Origin of the sequence: Thauera sedimentorum (assembly GCF_014489115.1) — a bacterium.
Taxonomy (GTDB): Bacteria; Pseudomonadota; Gammaproteobacteria; order Burkholderiales; family Rhodocyclaceae; genus Pseudothauera; species Pseudothauera sedimentorum.
This window is the reverse complement of the sequence record NZ_JACTAH010000002.1, coordinates 1-17,508: the sequence shown is the minus strand read 5'-3', so window position 1 is coordinate 17,508 and position 17,508 is coordinate 1. Positions and strand designations below refer to the sequence as shown.

Annotated in this window: 17 protein-coding genes; 8 read left to right on the top strand and 9 right to left on the bottom strand. The window is 68.8% G+C overall.

The window, feature by feature from the left end; translation table 11 throughout:
* The 8 genes from IAI53_RS09825 to IAI53_RS09790 all read right to left on the bottom strand — a co-directional run bounded on the left by IAI53_RS09825 (position 1) and on the right by IAI53_RS09790 (position 7,783).
* Entirely contained in the window at positions 1-246 is a 246-nt protein-coding gene (locus tag IAI53_RS09825) for a GlsB/YeaQ/YmgE family stress response membrane protein (RefSeq protein ID WP_187718032.1), read from the bottom strand.
* 104 nt (positions 247-350) lie between these two features.
* On the bottom strand, positions 351-1,148 hold the full coding sequence (locus IAI53_RS09820; RefSeq protein ID WP_187718031.1) for an undecaprenyl-diphosphate phosphatase: 798 nt from the start codon (positions 1,146-1,148) through the stop codon (positions 351-353).
* Positions 1,149-1,358: 210 nt separating this feature from the next.
* On the bottom strand, positions 1,359-1,559 hold the full coding sequence (locus tag IAI53_RS09815; RefSeq protein ID WP_187718030.1) for a hypothetical protein: 201 nt from the start codon (positions 1,557-1,559) through the stop codon (positions 1,359-1,361).
* Positions 1,560-1,702: 143 nt separating this feature from the next.
* Positions 1,703-2,902, bottom strand: a complete 1,200-nt coding sequence (locus tag IAI53_RS09810) for an ABC transporter permease (RefSeq protein ID WP_187718029.1) — start codon at positions 2,900-2,902, stop codon at positions 1,703-1,705.
* 5 nt (positions 2,903-2,907) lie between these two features.
* Positions 2,908-4,116, bottom strand: coding sequence for an ABC transporter permease (locus IAI53_RS09805; protein WP_187718028.1), 1,209 nt, complete (start codon positions 4,114-4,116; stop codon positions 2,908-2,910).
* Positions 4,116-4,835, bottom strand: coding sequence for an ABC transporter ATP-binding protein (locus tag IAI53_RS09800; RefSeq protein ID WP_187718027.1), 720 nt, complete (start codon positions 4,833-4,835; stop codon positions 4,116-4,118). The genes IAI53_RS09805 and IAI53_RS09800 overlap by 1 nt, the downstream gene beginning before the upstream one ends.
* A gap of 8 nt (positions 4,836-4,843) precedes the next feature.
* Positions 4,844-5,998, bottom strand: coding sequence for an efflux RND transporter periplasmic adaptor subunit (locus IAI53_RS09795; RefSeq protein WP_187718026.1), 1,155 nt, complete (start codon positions 5,996-5,998; stop codon positions 4,844-4,846).
* A gap of 63 nt (positions 5,999-6,061) precedes the next feature.
* Positions 6,062-7,783, bottom strand: coding sequence for a glutamine--tRNA ligase/YqeY domain fusion protein (locus IAI53_RS09790; protein ID WP_187718025.1), 1,722 nt, complete (start codon positions 7,781-7,783; stop codon positions 6,062-6,064).
* 159 nt (positions 7,784-7,942) lie between these two features.
* On the opposite strand from IAI53_RS09790, the gene IAI53_RS09785 reads away from it, so the two are divergent.
* Genes IAI53_RS09785 through hrpA form a run of 3 tightly spaced genes read left to right on the top strand, consistent with a single transcriptional unit; the run spans position 7,943 to position 13,645 of the window.
* The gene (locus IAI53_RS09785; protein ID WP_187718024.1) at positions 7,943-9,085 is read left to right on the top strand and encodes a mechanosensitive ion channel family protein; all 1,143 of its coding nucleotides are present in this window, start codon (positions 7,943-7,945) and stop codon (positions 9,083-9,085) included.
* Positions 9,086-9,096: 11 nt separating this feature from the next.
* A complete protein-coding gene (gene crcB, locus IAI53_RS09780) occupies positions 9,097-9,486 on the top strand; it encodes a fluoride efflux transporter CrcB (RefSeq protein WP_432813921.1) in 390 nt (129 codons plus the stop codon).
* 22 nt (positions 9,487-9,508) lie between these two features.
* On the top strand, positions 9,509-13,645 hold the full coding sequence (gene hrpA / locus IAI53_RS09775) for an ATP-dependent RNA helicase HrpA (protein ID WP_187718023.1): 4,137 nt from the start codon (positions 9,509-9,511) through the stop codon (positions 13,643-13,645).
* A gap of 21 nt (positions 13,646-13,666) precedes the next feature.
* Here the strand turns inward: hrpA and IAI53_RS09770 are convergent, their stop codons facing one another.
* The gene (locus IAI53_RS09770; RefSeq protein ID WP_187718022.1) at positions 13,667-13,999 is read right to left on the bottom strand and encodes a hypothetical protein; all 333 of its coding nucleotides are present in this window, start codon (positions 13,997-13,999) and stop codon (positions 13,667-13,669) included.
* Positions 14,000-14,256: 257 nt separating this feature from the next.
* On the opposite strand from IAI53_RS09770, the gene rpsF reads away from it, so the two are divergent.
* The 5 genes from rpsF (at position 14,257) to dnaB (ending at position 17,241) form a co-directional block, all read left to right on the top strand.
* Positions 14,257-14,643 carry a 30S ribosomal protein S6 gene (rpsF, locus tag IAI53_RS09765; protein WP_187718021.1) on the top strand — a complete coding sequence of 129 codons (387 nt, stop codon included), beginning with the start codon at positions 14,257-14,259 and terminating at the stop codon, positions 14,641-14,643.
* 16 nt (positions 14,644-14,659) lie between these two features.
* Positions 14,660-14,959, top strand: a complete 300-nt coding sequence (gene priB / locus IAI53_RS09760; protein WP_222948274.1) for a primosomal replication protein N — start codon at positions 14,660-14,662, stop codon at positions 14,957-14,959.
* Positions 14,960-14,961: 2 nt separating this feature from the next.
* Complete coding sequence (gene rpsR, locus IAI53_RS09755) at positions 14,962-15,228, top strand: 30S ribosomal protein S18 (RefSeq protein WP_136386393.1); 267 nt, start codon at positions 14,962-14,964, stop codon at positions 15,226-15,228.
* Positions 15,229-15,243: 15 nt separating this feature from the next.
* Positions 15,244-15,696, top strand: coding sequence for a 50S ribosomal protein L9 (rplI, locus tag IAI53_RS09750; protein ID WP_187718019.1), 453 nt, complete (start codon positions 15,244-15,246; stop codon positions 15,694-15,696).
* A 138-nt stretch (positions 15,697-15,834) separates the two neighbouring features.
* On the top strand, positions 15,835-17,241 hold the full coding sequence (gene dnaB, locus IAI53_RS09745) for a replicative DNA helicase (RefSeq protein ID WP_187718018.1): 1,407 nt from the start codon (positions 15,835-15,837) through the stop codon (positions 17,239-17,241).
* The last annotated feature ends 267 nt before the right edge of the window (positions 17,242-17,508 follow it).

Here is a 17,508-nt window from a genome sequence, read left to right as displayed (position 1 = left end):
TCAGGCGCGCTTGATCGCGCGCACCAGCACCAGCAGCACCACGGCGCCGACGGTGGCCACCAGCAGGCTGCCCAGCATGCCGCTGCCGGACGCAAAGCCGAAGAAGCTGAACAGCGTGCCGCCGATGAAGGCGCCGACCACGCCGACCACCAGGTTGCCGAGCAGGCCCATGCCGCCGCCGCGCACCACGATGCCGGCCAGCCAGCCGGCCACGAGACCGATCAGCAGGAACATCAGGAAATTCATCGTTCACCTCCGTGGGTCATGAAGAGCGGCCGGTGCGCGCCGGCGCTGTTTCATCATGGGCGAACATGTGCTGCTGCGCCAGGCGCAGTGGGTTCCGTCGTTCGCTACAGGTAGAGCCACAGCAGGATCGCGCCGAGCAGCAGGCGGTAGGCGACGAAGGGCTGCATGCCGATGCGGTTGATGAAGACCAGGAAGTAATGGATGCACAGGTAGGCGCTGATGCCCGACAGCACCGCGCCCAGCCACAGCGCGTTCCAGTCCACCGGGTGGCCGTTGCTCAGCAGTTCGCGGGTTTCCAGTCCGCCGGCGAGCACGATCACCGGGATGGACAGCAGGAAGGAGAAGCGCGAGGCGCCTTCGCGGCTGAGGCCGGCCATCAGCGCCGCGGTCATGGTGATGCCCGAGCGCGAGGTGCCGGGAAACAGGGCCAGGGCCTGGGCGCAGCCGACGATGAGCACGTCCCGCCAGGTGATCTGGTGCTCGCTGCGGGTGCCGCGATGGCGCCAGTCCGCCCAGCTAAGCAGCAGGCCGAAGGCGATCAGCCCGATGGCCAGCATGACCGGCGAGCGCAGGTGGGTTTCGACGATGTCCTTGGTGGCCAGGCCGGCGAGGCCCACCGGGATGGTGCCGAGCAGCACCGCCCACGCCAGGCGGGCGTCGGCATCGAGCTGGCGGGTGGTGAGCGAGCGTGTCCAGCTCCTTGCCATGCCGGCGAGGTCGCGGCGGAAGTAGATCACCACGGCGGTGAGGCTGCCGATGTGCAGCGCCACGTCGAAGGCCAGACCCTGGTCCGGCCAGCCGGTCAGCGTGGGAACGAGGATGAGGTGTGCCGAGCTGGAAATGGGCAGGAACTCGGTGAGCCCCTGCAGCACCGAGAGAATGACGACTTGCAGCCAGTCCATGGATTCCGGTCAGTCCGTTGCGGTAGGTGCCCGCGACGTGCGGGCGCGGCGCGAAAAGCGCCCGGCATTCTCGCACAAACAAGGTGTACCGACCGGTAAACGGAGCCAAGGCAAAAGCGGGGATGCCCGGCATCCGTTGGCTGGGCTGCAACGCGGCCAAGGCCACTCCTGCGAGGGGCCTTGCCGCGCATCGTTCCGCGCAGCGCTGGACTAGGGCGCGTGGTGCGTCGTCGCGAACTGCTCGGCGTGTTCTGGGTCGATGCCGCTCACCTCGGTGAAACGGCCGGCCAGCGGGCACTCGCGGCCGGGCGGGCAGTCATGCTCGTACGCGCACTCCTGCTGGGTTTCGTCCAGCAACACCATCTCGTGCACCTTCTCACAAGGCGCAACCGGGGAATCGAAGAAACACATGATCTCCTCCTGCCATTGTGCGGTCCGCGTCAGCGGACCTTTCTCTGTTTTCAATCTAGGCAGGGAGGGGCGGATGTGAGGGACTATTACGGAAGTTCTTGATCCTGCGCAAACGGAGCGACCGCGGCCGACCCGTTTCCGGGCTACTCGGCGCGCAGCGCCTCGACCGGGTCCAGACCGGCGGCGCGGCGTGCCGGCAGTACGCCGGCGACCAGGCCGATGACCACCGCCACCACCTCGGCCAGCACCACGAAGTGCCAGGGTGTGGCGACCGGCAGGGCCGGCAGGAGGACGCCGACGAGCTGGGCGATGCCCGCGCCGGCCAGCAGGCCGAGCACGCCGCCCAGTGCGGAGAGCAGCACCGCTTCGGCGAGGAAGAGCAGTAGCACCGTGCTGCGCCGTGCGCCCAGGGCCACCAGCAGGCCGATCTCGTTGGTGCGTTCGGCCACCGCGATGGTCATGATGGTGACGATGCCCACCCCGCCCACCGCCAGCGAGATGCCGCCCAGCGCGCCCACCGCGGCGGTGAGGATGTCGAGGATGTTCGACAGCGTGCGCAGCATGTCTTCCTGGGTGGTCAGGGTGAAGTCCACGCGGCCGTGGCGCGCTTCGAGCACGCGGCGCACCTCGGCTGCGACGCTGGCCGCGGGCACACCCTCGGCGTAGGACACGTTGATCTCCATCAGGCCGTCGCGCTGGAACAGCGCCAGCCCGCGCCCGGCGGGGATGTAGGCGGTGTCGTCGAGGTCGAAGCCGAGGATCTGGCCCTTTTCCTCCATTACGCCGATCACCCGGTAGCGTTCGCCGCCGATGCGCACCCGTTCGCCGAGGGCGCTCGCCTCGCCGAACAGCTCGCGCTTGAGCTTGGCGCCCAGCACCACGAAGGCGCGTGCGTGGGCCGGATCGTCCGGCGGCAGGAAGCGGCCGCTGCGCACCTGCAGGGTGAACACCTGTGAGAAGCCCGCGCCCACGCCATAGATCGCGGTGCGCCGCACCCGGCCGTTGCCATGCACCTCGGCGTTGCCGAACACCACCGGGGTCACCCCGGTCACCTGCGGCAGGCGCTCCAGGGCGGCGGCATCGTCCAGGGTCAGCTCGCGCGAGGTGTTGGGCAGGCCGGGCGGGCCGCCGCGCGCGCCCTGGCGGCCCGGGGTGATCTCGATCACGTTGGTGCCGAACTGGGTGAACTCCGCGAGCACGAAGCGGTGCACGCCCTCGCCGATGGAGGTGAGTAGGATGACCGCGGCGATGCCGACCGCGATGCCCAGCAGGGTGAGAAAGCTGCGCAGGCGGTGGGCGGTGAGCGCACGCAGTGCCAGCAGCAGGAAGTCGCGCCAGGCCATGTTGCTCACCTCTTGGCCAGGGCCTGGACCGGGTCCAGGCGGGCGGCCCGGCGCGCCGGCTGCACGCCGAAGACGATGCCGGTGACCAGGGCCGTGCCCAGCCCGGCGGCCACCGCCCAGTCCGGCGGCCAGGCCGGCAGGGCCGGGTAGAGCAGGCGCAGCAGCGCGGCGCCGCCGTGGCCGACGGCCAGTCCGGCCAGTCCGCCGCCCAGCGACAGCAGGCTGGCCTCCATCAGGAAGGCGTTGCGGATCGCCCGCGCCTCGGCGCCCAGGGCCTTGAGCAGGCCGATCTCGGCGGTGCGCTGGGTGACCGAGACCAGCATCACGTTCATCACCAGGATGCCCGCCACCGCCAGGCTGATCGCGGCAATGCCGGCCACCGCCAGGGTCAGCGTGCCGAGGATGCGGTCGAAGGTATTGAGCACCGCGTCCTGGGTCAGCAGGGTGACGTCTTCCTCGCCCGCGTGGCGGCTGCGGATGATCTCGGCGATGTCGGTTTTGGCGGCTTCCAGCGCGCCCCGGCTGCGGGCTTCGACCAGGATGCGGAACAGGCTGTTGGTGTCGAACATCGCCAGCGCTGCACCGACCGGGATGATCACCTGTTCGTCGGTGTTCATGCCCAGGCCCTGGCCGGCGGCGGCCATCACGCCGATCACCCGGAAGCGCCGGTCGCCGATGCGCACCAGGCGACCGACCGCGCGCTCGTTGCCGAACAGCTCACGCTGGATGGTGGCGCCGATGACCGCGATGTTGGTGGCGCGGCGCAGGTCTTCGCGCGGCAGGAAGCGCCCGGCGGCGAGCTCGAGTTCGCGCACCGCGGTGAAGTCCGCGCTGGTGCCCAGCACCATCACCTCGCGCAGCCGGCCGCCGGCCGAGATCTCGCTGTTGCCCACCGCCAGCGGGGCGATACGGGTGACCAGCGGCGAGCGCAGCAGCGCCTGGGCGTCTTCCACGGTGAGGTCGCGCGGGGTGGAGGTGACGAAGCTGCCCGGATTGATGCCGCCGGTCTCGGAACGCCCGGGCAGCACGATCACCAGGTTGCTGCCCAGCGAGCCGAACTCGCCGACCACGTAGCGCCGCGCGCCGTCGCCCAGGGCCGTGAGCACGACCACCGCGGCCACGCCGATTGCCATCGCCAGCACCATCAGGGCGGTGCGCAGAGGGTTGCCGGTGGCCGCGCGGGTGGCGAAGCGCAGGGTGTCGGCGGCGCGCATCAGCGGCCTGCGTCTGGCGTGGCGGCGGGGTCGGCCGGCGCCTGCTGCAGGTCGCCGACGATGCGCCCGTCTTCCATGCGGAGGCAGCGCCGGGCGCGTTCGCCCATGGCCGGATCGTGGGTGACCACGATCAGGGTCACGCCGCGTCCGTTGAGTTCTTCAAGCAGGCGGGTGACTTCCTGGCCGGTGGCGCGGTCGAGGTTGCCGGTGGGTTCGTCGGCCAGCAGCATGGCCGGCTGCATGATGGTGGCGCGGGCGATTGCCACGCGCTGGCGCTGGCCGCCGGAGAGCTGGTCGGGGCGGTGGTCGGCGCGCGTCTCCAGACCGAAGTCGGCGAGCGCGCGCGCCACCCGCGCGTGGCGTTCGGCGCTCGGCAGGCCGGCGAGCATCAGCGGCAGGGCGATGTTCTCGGCGGCCGACAGGCGCGGCACCAGGTGGAAGCTCTGGAACACGAAGCCGATACGCTCGCGCCGCACGCGGGCCTGCTCGTCGGCCGACAGCGTGGTCACGTCGCGCCCTTCCAGGCGGTAGTGGCCGGCGTTGGGGCGGTCGAGCAGGCCGAGCAGGTTGAGCAGGGTGGACTTGCCCGAGCCGGAGGGGCCCATCACCGAGAGGTACTCACCGGCCTCGATGCGCAGGCGCACGTCCTGCAGGGCGTGCACCTGGCTGTCGCCCAGGGTGAAGACGCGCTCGATGCCGTCGAGTTCGATCAGCGCCATGGCCGCGCTCAGCGCCCGGCGGACGGCTCGGTCGTCACCCGCACGCCGGGCGCGATGCCCTCGCGCTCCAGCGAGGTGACGATGCGCTCGCCCTCGCTCAACCCGTCGGTGACCTCGGTGTACTCCCAGTTGGCCACGCCGGTCTGCAGCGTGCGTTCGGCCAGCACGCCGTCGGTGTCGACCACCAGCACGGTGTTGCCGCTGCGCAGCGCCGCGGTGGGTACGCGCAGCACGTTCTCGCGCGTGGCGAGGATGATCTCGACGTCCGCGCTATAGCCCACCAGCAGGCCGCGCGCCTCGTCCTGCGAGGCGAAATCCACGTCGATGTCCACCGTGCGCGCCTGGCGCTCCTGTGCCGACACATAGGGTGCGACGCGGCGCACGCGGGCGGCGAAGTGCTTGCCGGGCAGGGCGTCTACGCTGACCCGCGCGGTCATGCCGGGCTGGATGCGCGGGGCGTCGACCTCGTCCATCGGCGCCTTCACGTACAGGCAGCTGTCGTCGAAAAGCTCGATGGCCGGCGGGGTGGGCACGCCGGGCGGCGAGGGGGTGGAGTATTCGCCCAGTTCGCCGGTGATCTTCGCCACCGTGCCGGCGAAGGGCGCGGCGATGACGATGCGCCCCAGGTCTACGCCGGCGGCGGCGAGCTGGCGTTCGGCGGTGGTCAGGTCGGCACGCGCGCTGAGGCAGGTGGCGCGCCGGGCGTCGGCCTCGCTGCGCGCGGTCTCGGCGCGCGAGGCGGACACGAAGCCGCGGGTCGCCAGCGCCTCCTGGCGTTCGGCCTCGCGTTCGGCGTTGCCGGCCACGGTGCAGGCTTCGCGCACGCGGCTCCTGGCGGTGGCCACCTGGGCCTCGGCCACCTCGGCGCGGGCGCGGATGTCCTCGTGCCACAGGCGCATCAGTACCTGGCCGGCTTCAACATGGTCGCCTTCCTTGACGCCCAGGTATTCGATGCGTCCGCCGAGGATGGTGGACAGCTTGGTGCGCTGGCAGGCTTCGACTTCGCCGGCGCGGGTGTTTGAGACGCTGGCCTCGACCCGCCCGCGGTCGACCGCCCTCACGGTGACGGTCAGCGGGTCGGGCCGGGCGAGCCAGGCGCCGAGGGCGGCGAGCGCCGCCACGATCAGGATTGCGATGAGGATGCCGCGCCACCTGCGTGTCATGATCCGTGTCCCTTCCGTGTCGCCTTCATGCTACGCGGATCATGGCGGCAGGCAAGTGCGGGCTTACTTCTTCCAGGTGTCCTTCAGCGTCACCGTGCGGTTGAACACCGGCGCGCCGTCGCGCGAGTCCCGGCGGTCGGCAACGAAGTAGCCGTGGCGCTCGAACTGGAAGCGGTCTTCCGGTCGGGCGTGCTTGAGCGAAGGCTCCAGCCAGGCGCGGATGACGCGCATGGACTCGGGGTTGAGGTCGTCGAGGAAGCTGCGCTCGACGCCTTCGGCATCGCCTTCGCGCCGCGCGCCCGGGTAGGGGTGGGCGAACAGGCGGTCGTAGAGCCGCACTTCGGCCTGGTAGCCGTGCGCGGCCGAGACCCAGTGCAGGTTGCCCTTGACCTTGTAGTTGTCGGCGCCCGGGGTGCCGGACTTGGAGTCCGGCATGTACTCGGCCAGCACCGCGGTGGTGTTGCCGTCGGCGTCCTTCTCGCAGCCGGTGCACTTGATGACGAAACCGTAGCGCAGGCGCGCCATGTTGCCCGGGTAGAGGCGGTGGTAGCCCTTGACCGGCTCCTCCATGAAGTCCTCGCGCTCGATCCACAGCTCGCGCGTGAAGGGCATGTCGCGCTTGCCCAGTTCCGGCTTGAGCGGGTGGTTGGGCGCCTGGCAGAGCTCGCTCTCGCCTTCCGGGTAGTTGGTGATGACGAGCTTCAAGGGGTCGAGCACCGCGACGCGGCGTTCGGCCGCCTCGTTGAGGTGATCGCGCATGCATTCTTCCAGCACGCTGATGTCGATCCACGAATCCGCTTTCGACACCCCGATGCGCTCGGCGAAGCGGCGGAAGCCTTCCGGCGTGTAGCCGCGGCGGCGCGCGCCGACCAGGGTGGGCAGGCGCGGGTCGTCCCAGCCGGCGACATGGCCTTCGTCCACCAGCTGGATCAGCTTGCGCTTGGAGAGCACCACGTAGGTGAGGTTGAGGCGCGCGAACTCGATCTGCTGCGGCAGCGGGCGCGGGAAGAAGCCGCCTTCGGCGAGCGCGTCGAGCAGCCAGTCGTAGAACGGGCGCTGGTCCTCGAACTCCAGCGTGCAGATCGAGTGGGTGATGCGCTCGATGGCGTCCTCGATCGGGTGCGCGAAGGTGTACATCGGGTACACGCACCACTTGTCGCCGGCGCGGTGGTGTACCGCCTTGCGGATGCGGTAGATGGCCGGGTCGCGCAGGTTGATGTTGGGGCTCGCCATGTCGATCTTGGCGCGCAGGATGTGGGTGCCGTCCGGGAACTCGCCGTCGCGCATGCGGCGGAAGAGGTCGAGGTTCTCGTCCACGCTGCGATTGCGGTAGGGGCTGTCCTTGCCCGCTTCGGTGAGCGTGCCGCGGTAGGCGCGCATCTCTTCGGCGGACAGCGAATCGACGTAGGCCTTGCCGGCGCGGATCAGGTATTCCGCATACTCGTACATGCGGTCGAAGTAGTCGGAGGCGAAGTACAGGTGCTGACCCCAGTCGTAGCCCAGCCACTGCACCGCCTCGACGATGGAGTCGACGTACTCCTGCTCTTCCTTCTCCGGGTTGGTGTCGTCGAAGCGCAGGTGGCAGACGCCGCCGTACTGTTCGGCCAGGCCGAAGTTCAGGCAGATCGACTTGGCGTGGCCGTAGTGCAGGTAGCCGTTGGGCTCGGGCGGGAAGCGGGTCTCCACCCGGCCGTTCCATTTGCCGCTGCGATTGTCCTCGTCGACGATGTTGCGGATGAAGTTGCTCGCCGCGGGCGCGGTGTCCTTGGGGGTGTTGTGGCTCATGGGTGTCAGGTCGGGCTGGGATGCGCCGGCCGCATGCCGGCGTAGAAATGGGCGCAATTGTAGCCGATGCGCGTCCGCGACCGGCGGCGTGCGGGCAGGGTCGGCGGTGCTCCGGTAGAATCGCGCAATTCGCGCCCCGCGCGACGACAGCGACATCCGATGGACGACACACCTGTAGACAAGCTGCTTGCCGAGATCACCGGCGGCGACGCCACGCTGATGTTGATCACCCAGGTCTTCCTGGTGGTGCTGGCGGTGGTCGTGGCCAACTTCTTCCTGCGCCGCATGCTGGCCAGGCTGGAGGCGCGCTCCCTGCAGACCGCCACGCCGTGGGACGACGCCCTCATTCTGGCTGCGCGACGTCCGCTGACCTGGCTGGCCTGGATCGTGGGCATCGCCTTCGCGGCGCAGATCGTGCAGGCCGAGACCGATACCGCGATCTTCGAGGCGGTGGGCCCGGCGCGCACCGTGGGGGTCATCGCCTGCATCACCTGGTTCCTGATCCAGTTCATCCGCAACGTGCAGGATGGGGTGATGCGGCAGCGCCTGGCGCGCGGCGAGTCAATAGACCGCACCACGGTCGACGCGGTCGGCAAGCTGCTGCGCGTCTCGGTGCTGATCACCTCGGTGCTGGTCGGGCTGCAGAGCCTGGGCTTCTCGATCTCCGGCGTGCTCGCCTTCGGCGGCATCGGCGGCATCGCGGTGGGCTTTGCCGCCAAGGACCTGCTGGCCAACTTCTTCGGCGGCCTGATGGTGTACCTGGACCGCCCCTTCGTGGTGGGTGACTGGATACGGTCGCCGGACAAGCAGATCGAAGGCACGGTGGAGGAGATCGGCTGGCGCCTGACCCGCATCCGCACCTTCGACAAGCGTCCGCTCTACGTGCCCAATTCGGTGTTCACCCAGATCACCGTGGAGAACCCCTCGCGCATGACCAACCGGCGCATCTACGAGACCGTGGGCGTGCGCTACGACGACATCGACCGGGTGGCCGGCATCGTTGCCGACATCAAGGCCATGCTGCGCGCGCATCCGGAGATCGACCAGGGGCAGACCCTGATCGTGAACTTCAACCAGTTCAGCGCCTCCTCGCTCGACATCATGGTCTATACCTTCACCCGCACCACCGCCTGGGTGGCCTTCCACGAGATCAAGCAGGACGTGATGCTGAAGATCGCCGAGATCGTCGCCCGCCACGGCGCGGAGATCGCCTTCCCGACCCGCACCCTGCACCTGCCGGAAGGCGTGCGGCTGGAGACGGCCGCGGATGCCGGGCTCGCCGCGCAAGCCGCAGGGAACTGACCGCGATGCCGATGCAGCTGAGCGCTTCCACCTTTCTCGCCGTCGGCCTGGGTGCGGCCTGCGGCGCCTGGCTGCGCTGGGGCCTGGGGCTGCTGCTCAATCCCTTGCTGCCGCTGTTGCCGCTGGGCACGCTGGCGGCCAACCTGGTCGGCGGCCTGCTGATGGGCGGCACGCTGGCGCTGCTGGAAACCTGGCCGGGCATCAGTCCGGCGCTCAAGCTGCTCCTGACCACCGGCCTGCTCGGCGGGCTGACCACTTTCTCGACCTTCTCCGCCGAGGCCTTCCATCTCGTCCAGCGCGGCGAGTGGGGCTGGTTTGCGGGTCACCTGCTCCTGCACGTGGCCGGCACGCTGCTGATGACCTGGGCGGGCTACCTGTTGTTCAACGCGTTGCGCGCCTGAGGGCCGCAGCGCCGGTTCATCGATGAGTTCCAGATCCTCTCGCGCCACCGTGCGGCCGGCGCCCTCCACAGTATCCTTCGACGATTGCCTGAGCGCCGACCGCGGCCGGCTGATCGGCCTGGCCCGCGCGCTCGGGCATGCCAGCGGCGACAAACGTGACCGGCTGCAGGCCGACCTGGCGGCGCTGCTGGAACGCTCGCGCGCCGCGGTGGCTGCGCGCCGCGCCGCCCTGCCGGTGCCCGATTTCCCCGCCGATCTGCCGGTCAACCAGCGCCGCGAGGAAATCGCCGCGGCGATCGCCGCCCACCAGGTGGTCATCGTGTGCGGCGAGACCGGCTCCGGCAAGACCACCCAGCTGCCCAAGATCTGCCTGGAGCTGGGGCGCGGCGTGCAGGGCCTGATCGGCCATACCCAGCCGCGCCGCATCGCCGCGCGCTCCACGGCGGCACGCATCGCCCAGGAGTTGAAGAGCGAACTCGGCCAGACGGTGGGCTACAAGATCCGCTTCACCGACCGGCTGAGCGCCTCGTCCTACATCAAGCTGATGACTGACGGCATCCTGCTGGCGGAAACCCAGGGCGACCCGTGGCTGTCGGCCTACGATACGCTGATCATCGACGAGGCCCACGAGCGCAGCCTCAACATCGACTTCCTGCTCGGCTACCTGCGCACCCTGCTGCCGCGCCGCCCGGACCTGAAGGTGATCGTCACCTCGGCCACCCTGGATGCCGAGCGCTTCGCCCGCCACTTCGCCGACGCCGCCGGTCAGCCGGCGCCGGTGATCGAGGTCTCCGGCCGCCTCTACCCGATCGAGATGCGCTACCGCCCGGTCGCCGAGGACGACGGCGACAGCGCCGGCACGCCTGCGCGGCGTGACGCAAAGAAGCGCGACCTCTACGAGGCGCTGGTCGATGCGGTGGACGAGGCGCAGCTGAGTGGCCCCGGCGATGTGCTGGTCTTCCTGCCCGGCGAGCGCGAGATCCGCGAGGCCGCCGAAGCCCTGCGCCACGCCCACCACGCCGCCGGTACCGAGATCCTACCGCTCTTTGCGCGCCAGTCGGCGCAGGAGCAGGCGCGCGTGTTCGCCGGCTCCAACGGGCGGCGCGTGGTGCTGGCCACCAACGTGGCCGAGACCTCGCTCACCGTGCCCGGCATCCGCTACGTGGTCGATACCGGCCTGGCGCGGGTCAAGCGCTACAGCTACCGCAACAAGGTCGAGCAACTGCAGATCGAGAAGGTTGCCCAGTCCGCCGCACGCCAGCGCGCCGGGCGCTGCGGGCGGGTGATGGACGGGATCTGCTTCCGCCTGTACGACGAAGAGGATTTCGAGCGCCGCCCGCCGCACACCGACCCGGAGATCCTGCGCTCCTCGCTGGCCGGGGTGATCCTGCGCATGAAGGCGCTCAAGCTCGGCGCGGTGGAGGACTTCCCCTTCATCGACCCACCGTCGCCGCGCATGATCGGCGACGGCTACCAGTTGCTCACCGAGCTGGGCGCGGTCAGCGACGATGATGCGCGCGAGCTCACCGCGGTGGGGCGCGAACTGGCCAAGCTGCCGCTCGATCCCAAGGTCGGGCGCATGATCCTCGCCGCGCGTGAGCGCGGCTGCCTGGCCGAGATGCTGGTGGTGGCCGCCGCGCTGTCGGTGCAGGACCCGCGCGAACGCCCGCAGGACAGTCCCGGCGCGGCCGACCAGGCGCACGCGCGCTTTCGCGGCGGCGAGCAGGACCAGCGCTCCGAATTCCTCTGGTACATCCACCTGTGGCGCGCCTGGAGCGAGGCGCTGCGCCACGAGAGCAGCAGCAAGCAGAAGGCCTGGTGCAAGAAGCACTACCTGTCCTGGCTGCGCATGCGCGAATGGCGCGATGTGCACACCCAGCTCCACGCGCTGTGCGCCGAGCACGGCTGGCACCCGGAGACCGCCGCCGAGGCCGAACCGCCGTCGCGCGGCGCCAAGGCCGCAGCGGGCGAGGCCGGCGCCGAAGCGCGCCCGATCGCCTACGAACCCCTGCACAAGGCCCTGCTCGCCGGCCTGCTCGGGCACATCGGCTGCCGCGCCGAGGACGCCTCCGGGCCGCAGGCCGGCAGCTACCTGGGCGCGCGCGGCATCCGCTTCTGGCCGCACCCGGGTTCGGCGCTGGCGAAGAAGGCGGGCAAGTGGATCATGGCGGCCGAGCTGGTGGACACCACGCGCCTGTTTGGCCGCTGTCTGGCGCGCATCGAGCCGGAATGGGTGGAGGAGGTCGGCGCCCATCTGCTGCGCCGCCACGTCTTCGAGCCGCACTGGTCGAAGAGCAGCGGCGCGGTGCGCGCCTGGGAGCGCGGCACGGTGCATGGCCTGGTGCTCTACGCGCGGCGCGGGGTGTCCTACCGCGACACCGACCCTGCGCTGTGCCGCGAACTGTTCATCCGCGAAGGCCTGGTGCAGGGCGAGATCGCCGAAGGTGCGGCGCGCGCCATGCCCTTCCTGCGCCACAACCTCAAGCTGGTCGCCGAGATCGAGCGCCTGGAACACAAGAGCCGCCGCCCCGATGTGCTGGTCGACGAGGAGCTGATCCACGCCTTCTACGATGCCAAGCTGCCGCCCGAGGTGGTCGATCTGGCCAGCTTCGAGCGCTGGCGCAAGCCAGCCGAGAAGGCAGAGCCGAAGCTGCTGCATCTGACCCGCGAGCAGCTGATGCGTCACGAGGCCGAGGGCATTACCACCGAGCGCTTCCCGGCCCACTTCGAGGTGCTCGGCCAGAAGCTCAAGCTTGCCTACCTGCATGCGCCCGGCGAGGCCGACGACGGCGTCACGCTGACTGTGCCGCTCGCCATGCTCAACCAGATCCCCGCGGCGCGCTGCGAGTGGCTGGTGCCCGGCCTGCTGGAAGAGAAGGTCGCCGCGCTGCTGCGCACCGTGCCGCAGAAGCACCGTCACCGCCTGCAGCCGATCGCCGACAGCGCGGCCGCCTTCATGGCGCTGTTCGCGGCTGGCGAGCTGGACGTCGACGAGCCGCTGCTGCGTGCCCTGCAGCGTTTCGTCGAAGAGCGGGTGTCGCTCAAGCTGCCGGCCGAGAGTTTTCGTGCGGAAAACCTCAAGCCGCACTGCTTCATGAACTTCCGCCTGGTCGACGAGCACGGCCGTGTGCTCGGCCAGTCGCGCAACCTCGCCGAGCTGCGGACGAAGTTCCGCGAGCAGGTCGCCAGCCAGTTCCGCGCTGCGCGTATCGAGGGGGTGGCCGCAGCGGCCGAGGCGCCGGTCGCTGCGGGACCGAAGAAGGCTGCGCCCCCCGCGGCCGCCGCACCTGCAGAGGCCGAAGGCGGGCTGAGCGGCTTCACCGCATGGACCTTCGGGGCGCTGCCGGAACTGCTCGAAGTGCGCGTCGCGGGCCGCGAGGTGATCGGTTTCCCCGCCCTGCACGACGACGGCGACAGCGTCTCGCTGCGCCCCTACGACACCCCGGAACAAGCCGCACGCGTCCACCTCGACGGGCTGGCGCGCCTCTTTGCGCTCAACCTGAAGGACCAAGTGCGCGCCATCGAGAAGCTGCCGGGCATCCGCGAGCTGGCGCTGCAGATGATGAACTTCGGCTCGGAGGCCGAGCTCAAGGCCCGCCTGGTTACCGCCACGCTGCGCCGTTGCTGCCTGCTCGAGCCGCTGCCGGCGGACGCCGAATCCTTCGCGCGCCGTTGTGCCGAAGCCAAGCCGCGCATCACCTTGGTGGCGCAGGAGTTCATGCGTCTGGCCGGCCAGCTGGTGGCCGAGCACGGCGCGCTGCAGAAGCGCCTGGCGGGACTGAAGACCTTCCCGGAAGCGGTGGCCGACATCCAGGCCCAGGTCGGCGCCCTGATGCCGAAGGACTTCCTGCTCGCCTACCCATGGGAGCGCCTGGCACAGTTTCCCCGCTATCTGAAAGGGGCGGCGAGCCGTCTCGACAAGCTTCGTAACAATCCGGCGCGTGATGCGCAGCTGCTCGCCGAGTGGCGCGCACTCGCCCAGCAGTGGGAGCGCGAGCGCAGCGCCAAGCGGCGCGCGGGGGTGGACGACCCGCAGCTCGGGGAATTCCGCTGGTTGCTCGAGGAGCTGCGCGTCGGCCTGTTCGCCCAGGAACTGAAGACGCCGATGCCGGTGTCGGTGAAGCGCCTGCAGAAGATCTGGGAAGCGCGCCCGCGCTGAAGGTGGCGGCGCGGGCGGCGCTCAGCGCAGCGGGATCACCACCGGGGGCAGGCTGATCACGATCGCAGGTTCGCGATAGCCGTAGCCGGAGTAGGGCGTGCCATAGCCGTAGTGGTGGTGATGGATCACCCGCGGCGAGCGATAGCGTGGCCGCTCGGGGGCGTACTGGTGGATGACCACGCGTTCGCGTACCACGGTGTGTCGATGGCCGGGGTGTTTGTCGTGCTGTCGCTCCCAGCCCTTGCCGCCATGCTTCCAGCGTCCGTCGTCACGCGCTTCGGCGGCGCTGCCCAGGCTCAGGAGTCCGCCGCAGAGCAAGGCGGCGAGCAGTTTGAGTTTGTTCGGTCGGGTCATGGTCGTTCTCCGGTCGCAGTTTCGCGGTGCCTTGCCGGCACACAGGATGGACCGGATGCTAGCCGCGGCGTGCGCGCCGCCCGTTGCCGGGAATGTAAGCGCGGATTTGTAACGGCGACCGGGGCGGTCCGCAGCGCCTGTCCGGGCTCGGTCGTCGATCTTTGATTTCTCAGGAAAACTTGTTAAGATTCCCGGCTTTCCCTTGCTCCACCGGTTCTCGCATGCCGGGGAGCTGCAATCAACCGCAAGGAGTCTGCATGCGACACTACGAAATCGTTTTCATCGTCCACCCGGACCAGTCCGAACAGGTCCCGGCGATGATCGATCGCTACAAGGCGATCGTCACTGCCCGTGAAGGCCAGATCCACCGCCTGGAAGACTGGGGTCGCCGCCAGCTGGCCTACCCGATCCAGAAGGTGCACAAGGCCCACTATGTGCTCATGAACATCGAGTGCGACGGCGAGGCCCTGGCCGAGCTCGAGCATTCCTTCAAGTTCAACGATGCCGTGCTGCGCCACCTCGTCGTCAAGATGAAGAAGGCCGTGACCACCCCGTCGCCGATGATGAAGGAAGAGAAGTCCCGCTCGCTGACCCCCGCCGCTGCCGGCGAGGAAGAGAAGCCTGCCGAGACCCAGTCGGCCTGAGGTGGTTGAGCCGGGGTTGAACGACCTCCGCGTCGACGCCGTGCTGGCCGAAGTCCAGCCGCTGCGTCGAACCCCAGCAGGTGTGCCGGTGCTCAGTTGCATCCTGGCGCACGAATCGAAGCAGATCGAAGCGGGAAGTCCGCGGGATGTTTCGGTGGAACTGCAGGCGGTGGCGGTCGGTGAGCTGGCCGGTGTGCTGGCCGCAGCGGCCCCGGGCATGAGGATACGGGCTACCGGTTTTCTCGCAGCGAAGAGTCTTCGCAGTCGGGCGCCGGTGATGCACCTGAACAAGATCGAATTTCTGGAAGGAAACTGAAAATGGCTTTCAAGCCCAAGTTCAAGAAGAAGGACGACCGCGGTCGCGGCCTGTTCAAGCGTCGCAAGTTCTGCCGCTTCACTGCGGAGAAGATCGAAGAAGTCGACTACAAGGATGTGGACATCCTCAAGGACTTCATCACCGAGAACGCCAAGATCATGCCGGCGCGCATCACCGGCACCAAGGCCGGCTACCAGCGTCAGCTGTCCGTGGCCGTCAAGCGCGCCCGCTTCCTGGCGCTGCTGCCGTACACCGACCTGCACCAGTAAGAGGAGAACGGAAACATGCAGATCATTCTTCTCGAAAAGGTCGTCAACCTCGGTGGCCTCGGCGACGTGGTCAAGGTCAAGGATGGCTACGCACGCAACTACCTGATCCCGCAAGGCTTTGCCAAGCGCGCCACCGCCGCCAACATGGCCGAGTTCGAAGCGCGTCGCGCCGAACTCGAGCGCGTGCAGGCCGAGAAGCTGGCCGCTGCGCAGGAGCTGGCCGGCAAGCTGGAAGGCCTGATGGTGCAGGTTACCCGCAAGGCGGGCATGGACGGCCGCCTGTTCGGCTCCGTGACCAACGCCGACGTGGCCGAAGCGATGGCCGCGCAGGGTTACGAGATCGAGCGTTCCGCCATCCGCATGCCGGAAGGTCCGCTGAAGTCCGTGGGCGACGTCCAGCTGGAAGTCGCGCTGCACTCCGACGTGGTGACCACCATCACCGTCTCCGTGCTCGGCGACACGCAGTAATCGCGTCCTGCCGCATGAACAAAGGGCTGCCTCGGCAGCCCTTTGTTTTTTGTGCGCGGCGCGGCACCCGGTAGTCCACTGCCGGGCCCGCGTGCCCGCTAGAATCACCTCCTGACCACAGCGCATCGAACCGGAAAAATGGCCAGTTCCACACGTAGCAGATCCCAGGACTCCTTCTCCGACCCGCAGATGGCGGGCATCAAGCTGCCGCCGCATTCGCTCGAGGCCGAGCAGTCGCTGATCGGCGGCATCCTGCTCGACAACGCCGCCTGGGAGCGCGTTGCCGATCTGGTCAATGAGGCGGACTTCTATCGCGACGATCATCGGCGCATCTACCGCCACATCGCCAAACTGATCGACTTCGGCAAGCCCGCCGACGTGGTCACCGTGTTCGAATCGCTGGAAAAGAGCGGCGAGGCGGAACAGGCTGGCGGCATCGCCTATCTGGCCGAGATCGCCAACAGTACACCGTCGGCCGCGAACATCCGTCGTTACGCCGAGATCGTCCGCGAGCGCGGCATCCTGCGCAAGCTGGTGGCGGTGGGCGACGAGATCGCCGCCAGCGCGCTGGCGCCGTCCGGCAAGGATGCCAAGCTGCTGCTCGACGAGGCCGAGGCCAAGGTGTTCGAGATCGCCGAGGCCGGTGCGCGCCACAGCAGCGGCTTCGTCTCCATCCAACCCATCCTCAAGCAGGTGGTCGATCGCGTCCAGGAACTCTACGACCGCGACAACCCCAGCGACGTCACCGGCGTGCCGACCGGGCTCGTCGACCTCGACGGCATGACCTCCGGTCTGCAGCCCTCCGACATGATCGTGGTGGCGGGCCGTCCGGCGATGGGCAAGACCACCTTCGCGCTTAACGTCGCCGAGCACATCGCCGTCGAGTGTCGTCTGCCGGTGGCGATCTTCTCGATGGAAATGCCCGGCACCCAGTTGGCCACCCGCTTCATCTCCTCGATCGGCCGCATCGACCAGAGCAAGATCCGCTCGGGTCGCCTCGGTGACGAGGATTGGCAGCGCCTCACCGCGGCGATGGGCAAGCTCTACGATGCGCCGATCTTCATCGACGAAACCCCCGGCCTGAACCCCATCGACCTGCGCGCACGCTGCCGGCGCCTGGCGCGCCAGTGCGGCAAGCTCGGCCTGATCGTCATCGACTACCTGCAGCTGATGAGCAGCACGCGGGACAGCGACAACCGCGCAGCCGAGCTGTCGGAGATCTCGCGCTCGGTGAAGTCGCTTGCCAAGGAACTGCACGTGCCGATCATCGCGCTCTCGCAGCTCAACCGCAGTCTGGAGCAGCGCCCCAACAAGCGCCCGGTGATGTCCGACCTGCGCGAATCGGGCGCCATCGAACAGGACGCGGACATCATCATGTTCATTTACCGCGACGAGGTGTACAACCCTGATTCGCCGGACAAGGGAACTGCCGAACTGATCATCGGCAAGCACCGTAACGGACCGACCGGCACGGTGCGCATGACTTTCATCGGCGAAAGCACGCGCTTCGAGAACTACGCAGGCGGCGCTTCAGGCGGGTACTGAGGCGGTTGCACGGGAGTATTCGCAGAAGGGCGCGCGGATGAGAGAAGGGGCGGGCGACGAAAGTCGCCCGCCCTTTGTCCTTGATTCGCCGGCTCTTTCGGTGCGGTGCGGGGCGGTGTGATCGGTCGCTTGTCGAAATTCTTGGTTCAGGGCGTTGACAGTCTTTTCATGGTGTCTATAATGCGCACCTCTTTCGCGCTGCACGGCGCACCGGTGTTGAGCCGGGGTGCTGCGAAAGTCAGTGTTTAAGCGGTTCTTCAGCGGTTT

Bases quoted from the DNA above. Each gene is read 5' to 3' on its own strand.
- IAI53_RS09825 (WP_187718032.1), bottom strand. From the start codon at position 246: ATGAATTTCCTGATGTTCCTGCTGATCGGTCTCGTGGCCGGCTGGCTG.
- IAI53_RS09820 (WP_187718031.1), bottom strand. From the start codon at position 1,148: ATGGACTGGCTGCAAGTCGTCATTCTCTCGGTGCTGCAGGGGCTCACC.
- IAI53_RS09815 (WP_187718030.1), bottom strand. From the start codon at position 1,559: ATGTGTTTCTTCGATTCCCCGGTTGCGCCTTGTGAGAAGGTGCACGAG.
- IAI53_RS09810 (WP_187718029.1), bottom strand. From the start codon at position 2,902: ATGGCCTGGCGCGACTTCCTGCTGCTGGCACTGCGTGCGCTCACCGCC.
- IAI53_RS09805 (WP_187718028.1), bottom strand. From the start codon at position 4,116: ATGCGCGCCGCCGACACCCTGCGCTTCGCCACCCGCGCGGCCACCGGC.
- IAI53_RS09800 (WP_187718027.1), bottom strand. From the start codon at position 4,835: ATGGCGCTGATCGAACTCGACGGCATCGAGCGCGTCTTCACCCTGGGC.
- IAI53_RS09795 (WP_187718026.1), bottom strand. From the start codon at position 5,998: ATGACACGCAGGTGGCGCGGCATCCTCATCGCAATCCTGATCGTGGCG.
- IAI53_RS09790 (WP_187718025.1), bottom strand. From the start codon at position 7,783: ATGAGCCACAACACCCCCAAGGACACCGCGCCCGCGGCGAGCAACTTC.
- IAI53_RS09785 (WP_187718024.1), top strand. From the start codon at position 7,943: ATGGACGACACACCTGTAGACAAGCTGCTTGCCGAGATCACCGGCGGC.
- crcB (WP_432813921.1), top strand. From the start codon at position 9,097: ATGCAGCTGAGCGCTTCCACCTTTCTCGCCGTCGGCCTGGGTGCGGCC.
- hrpA (WP_187718023.1), top strand. From the start codon at position 9,509: ATGAGTTCCAGATCCTCTCGCGCCACCGTGCGGCCGGCGCCCTCCACA.
- IAI53_RS09770 (WP_187718022.1), bottom strand. From the start codon at position 13,999: ATGACCCGACCGAACAAACTCAAACTGCTCGCCGCCTTGCTCTGCGGC.
- rpsF (WP_187718021.1), top strand. From the start codon at position 14,257: ATGCGACACTACGAAATCGTTTTCATCGTCCACCCGGACCAGTCCGAA.
- rpsR (WP_136386393.1), top strand. From the start codon at position 14,962: ATGGCTTTCAAGCCCAAGTTCAAGAAGAAGGACGACCGCGGTCGCGGC.
- rplI (WP_187718019.1), top strand. From the start codon at position 15,244: ATGCAGATCATTCTTCTCGAAAAGGTCGTCAACCTCGGTGGCCTCGGC.
- dnaB (WP_187718018.1), top strand. From the start codon at position 15,835: ATGGCCAGTTCCACACGTAGCAGATCCCAGGACTCCTTCTCCGACCCG.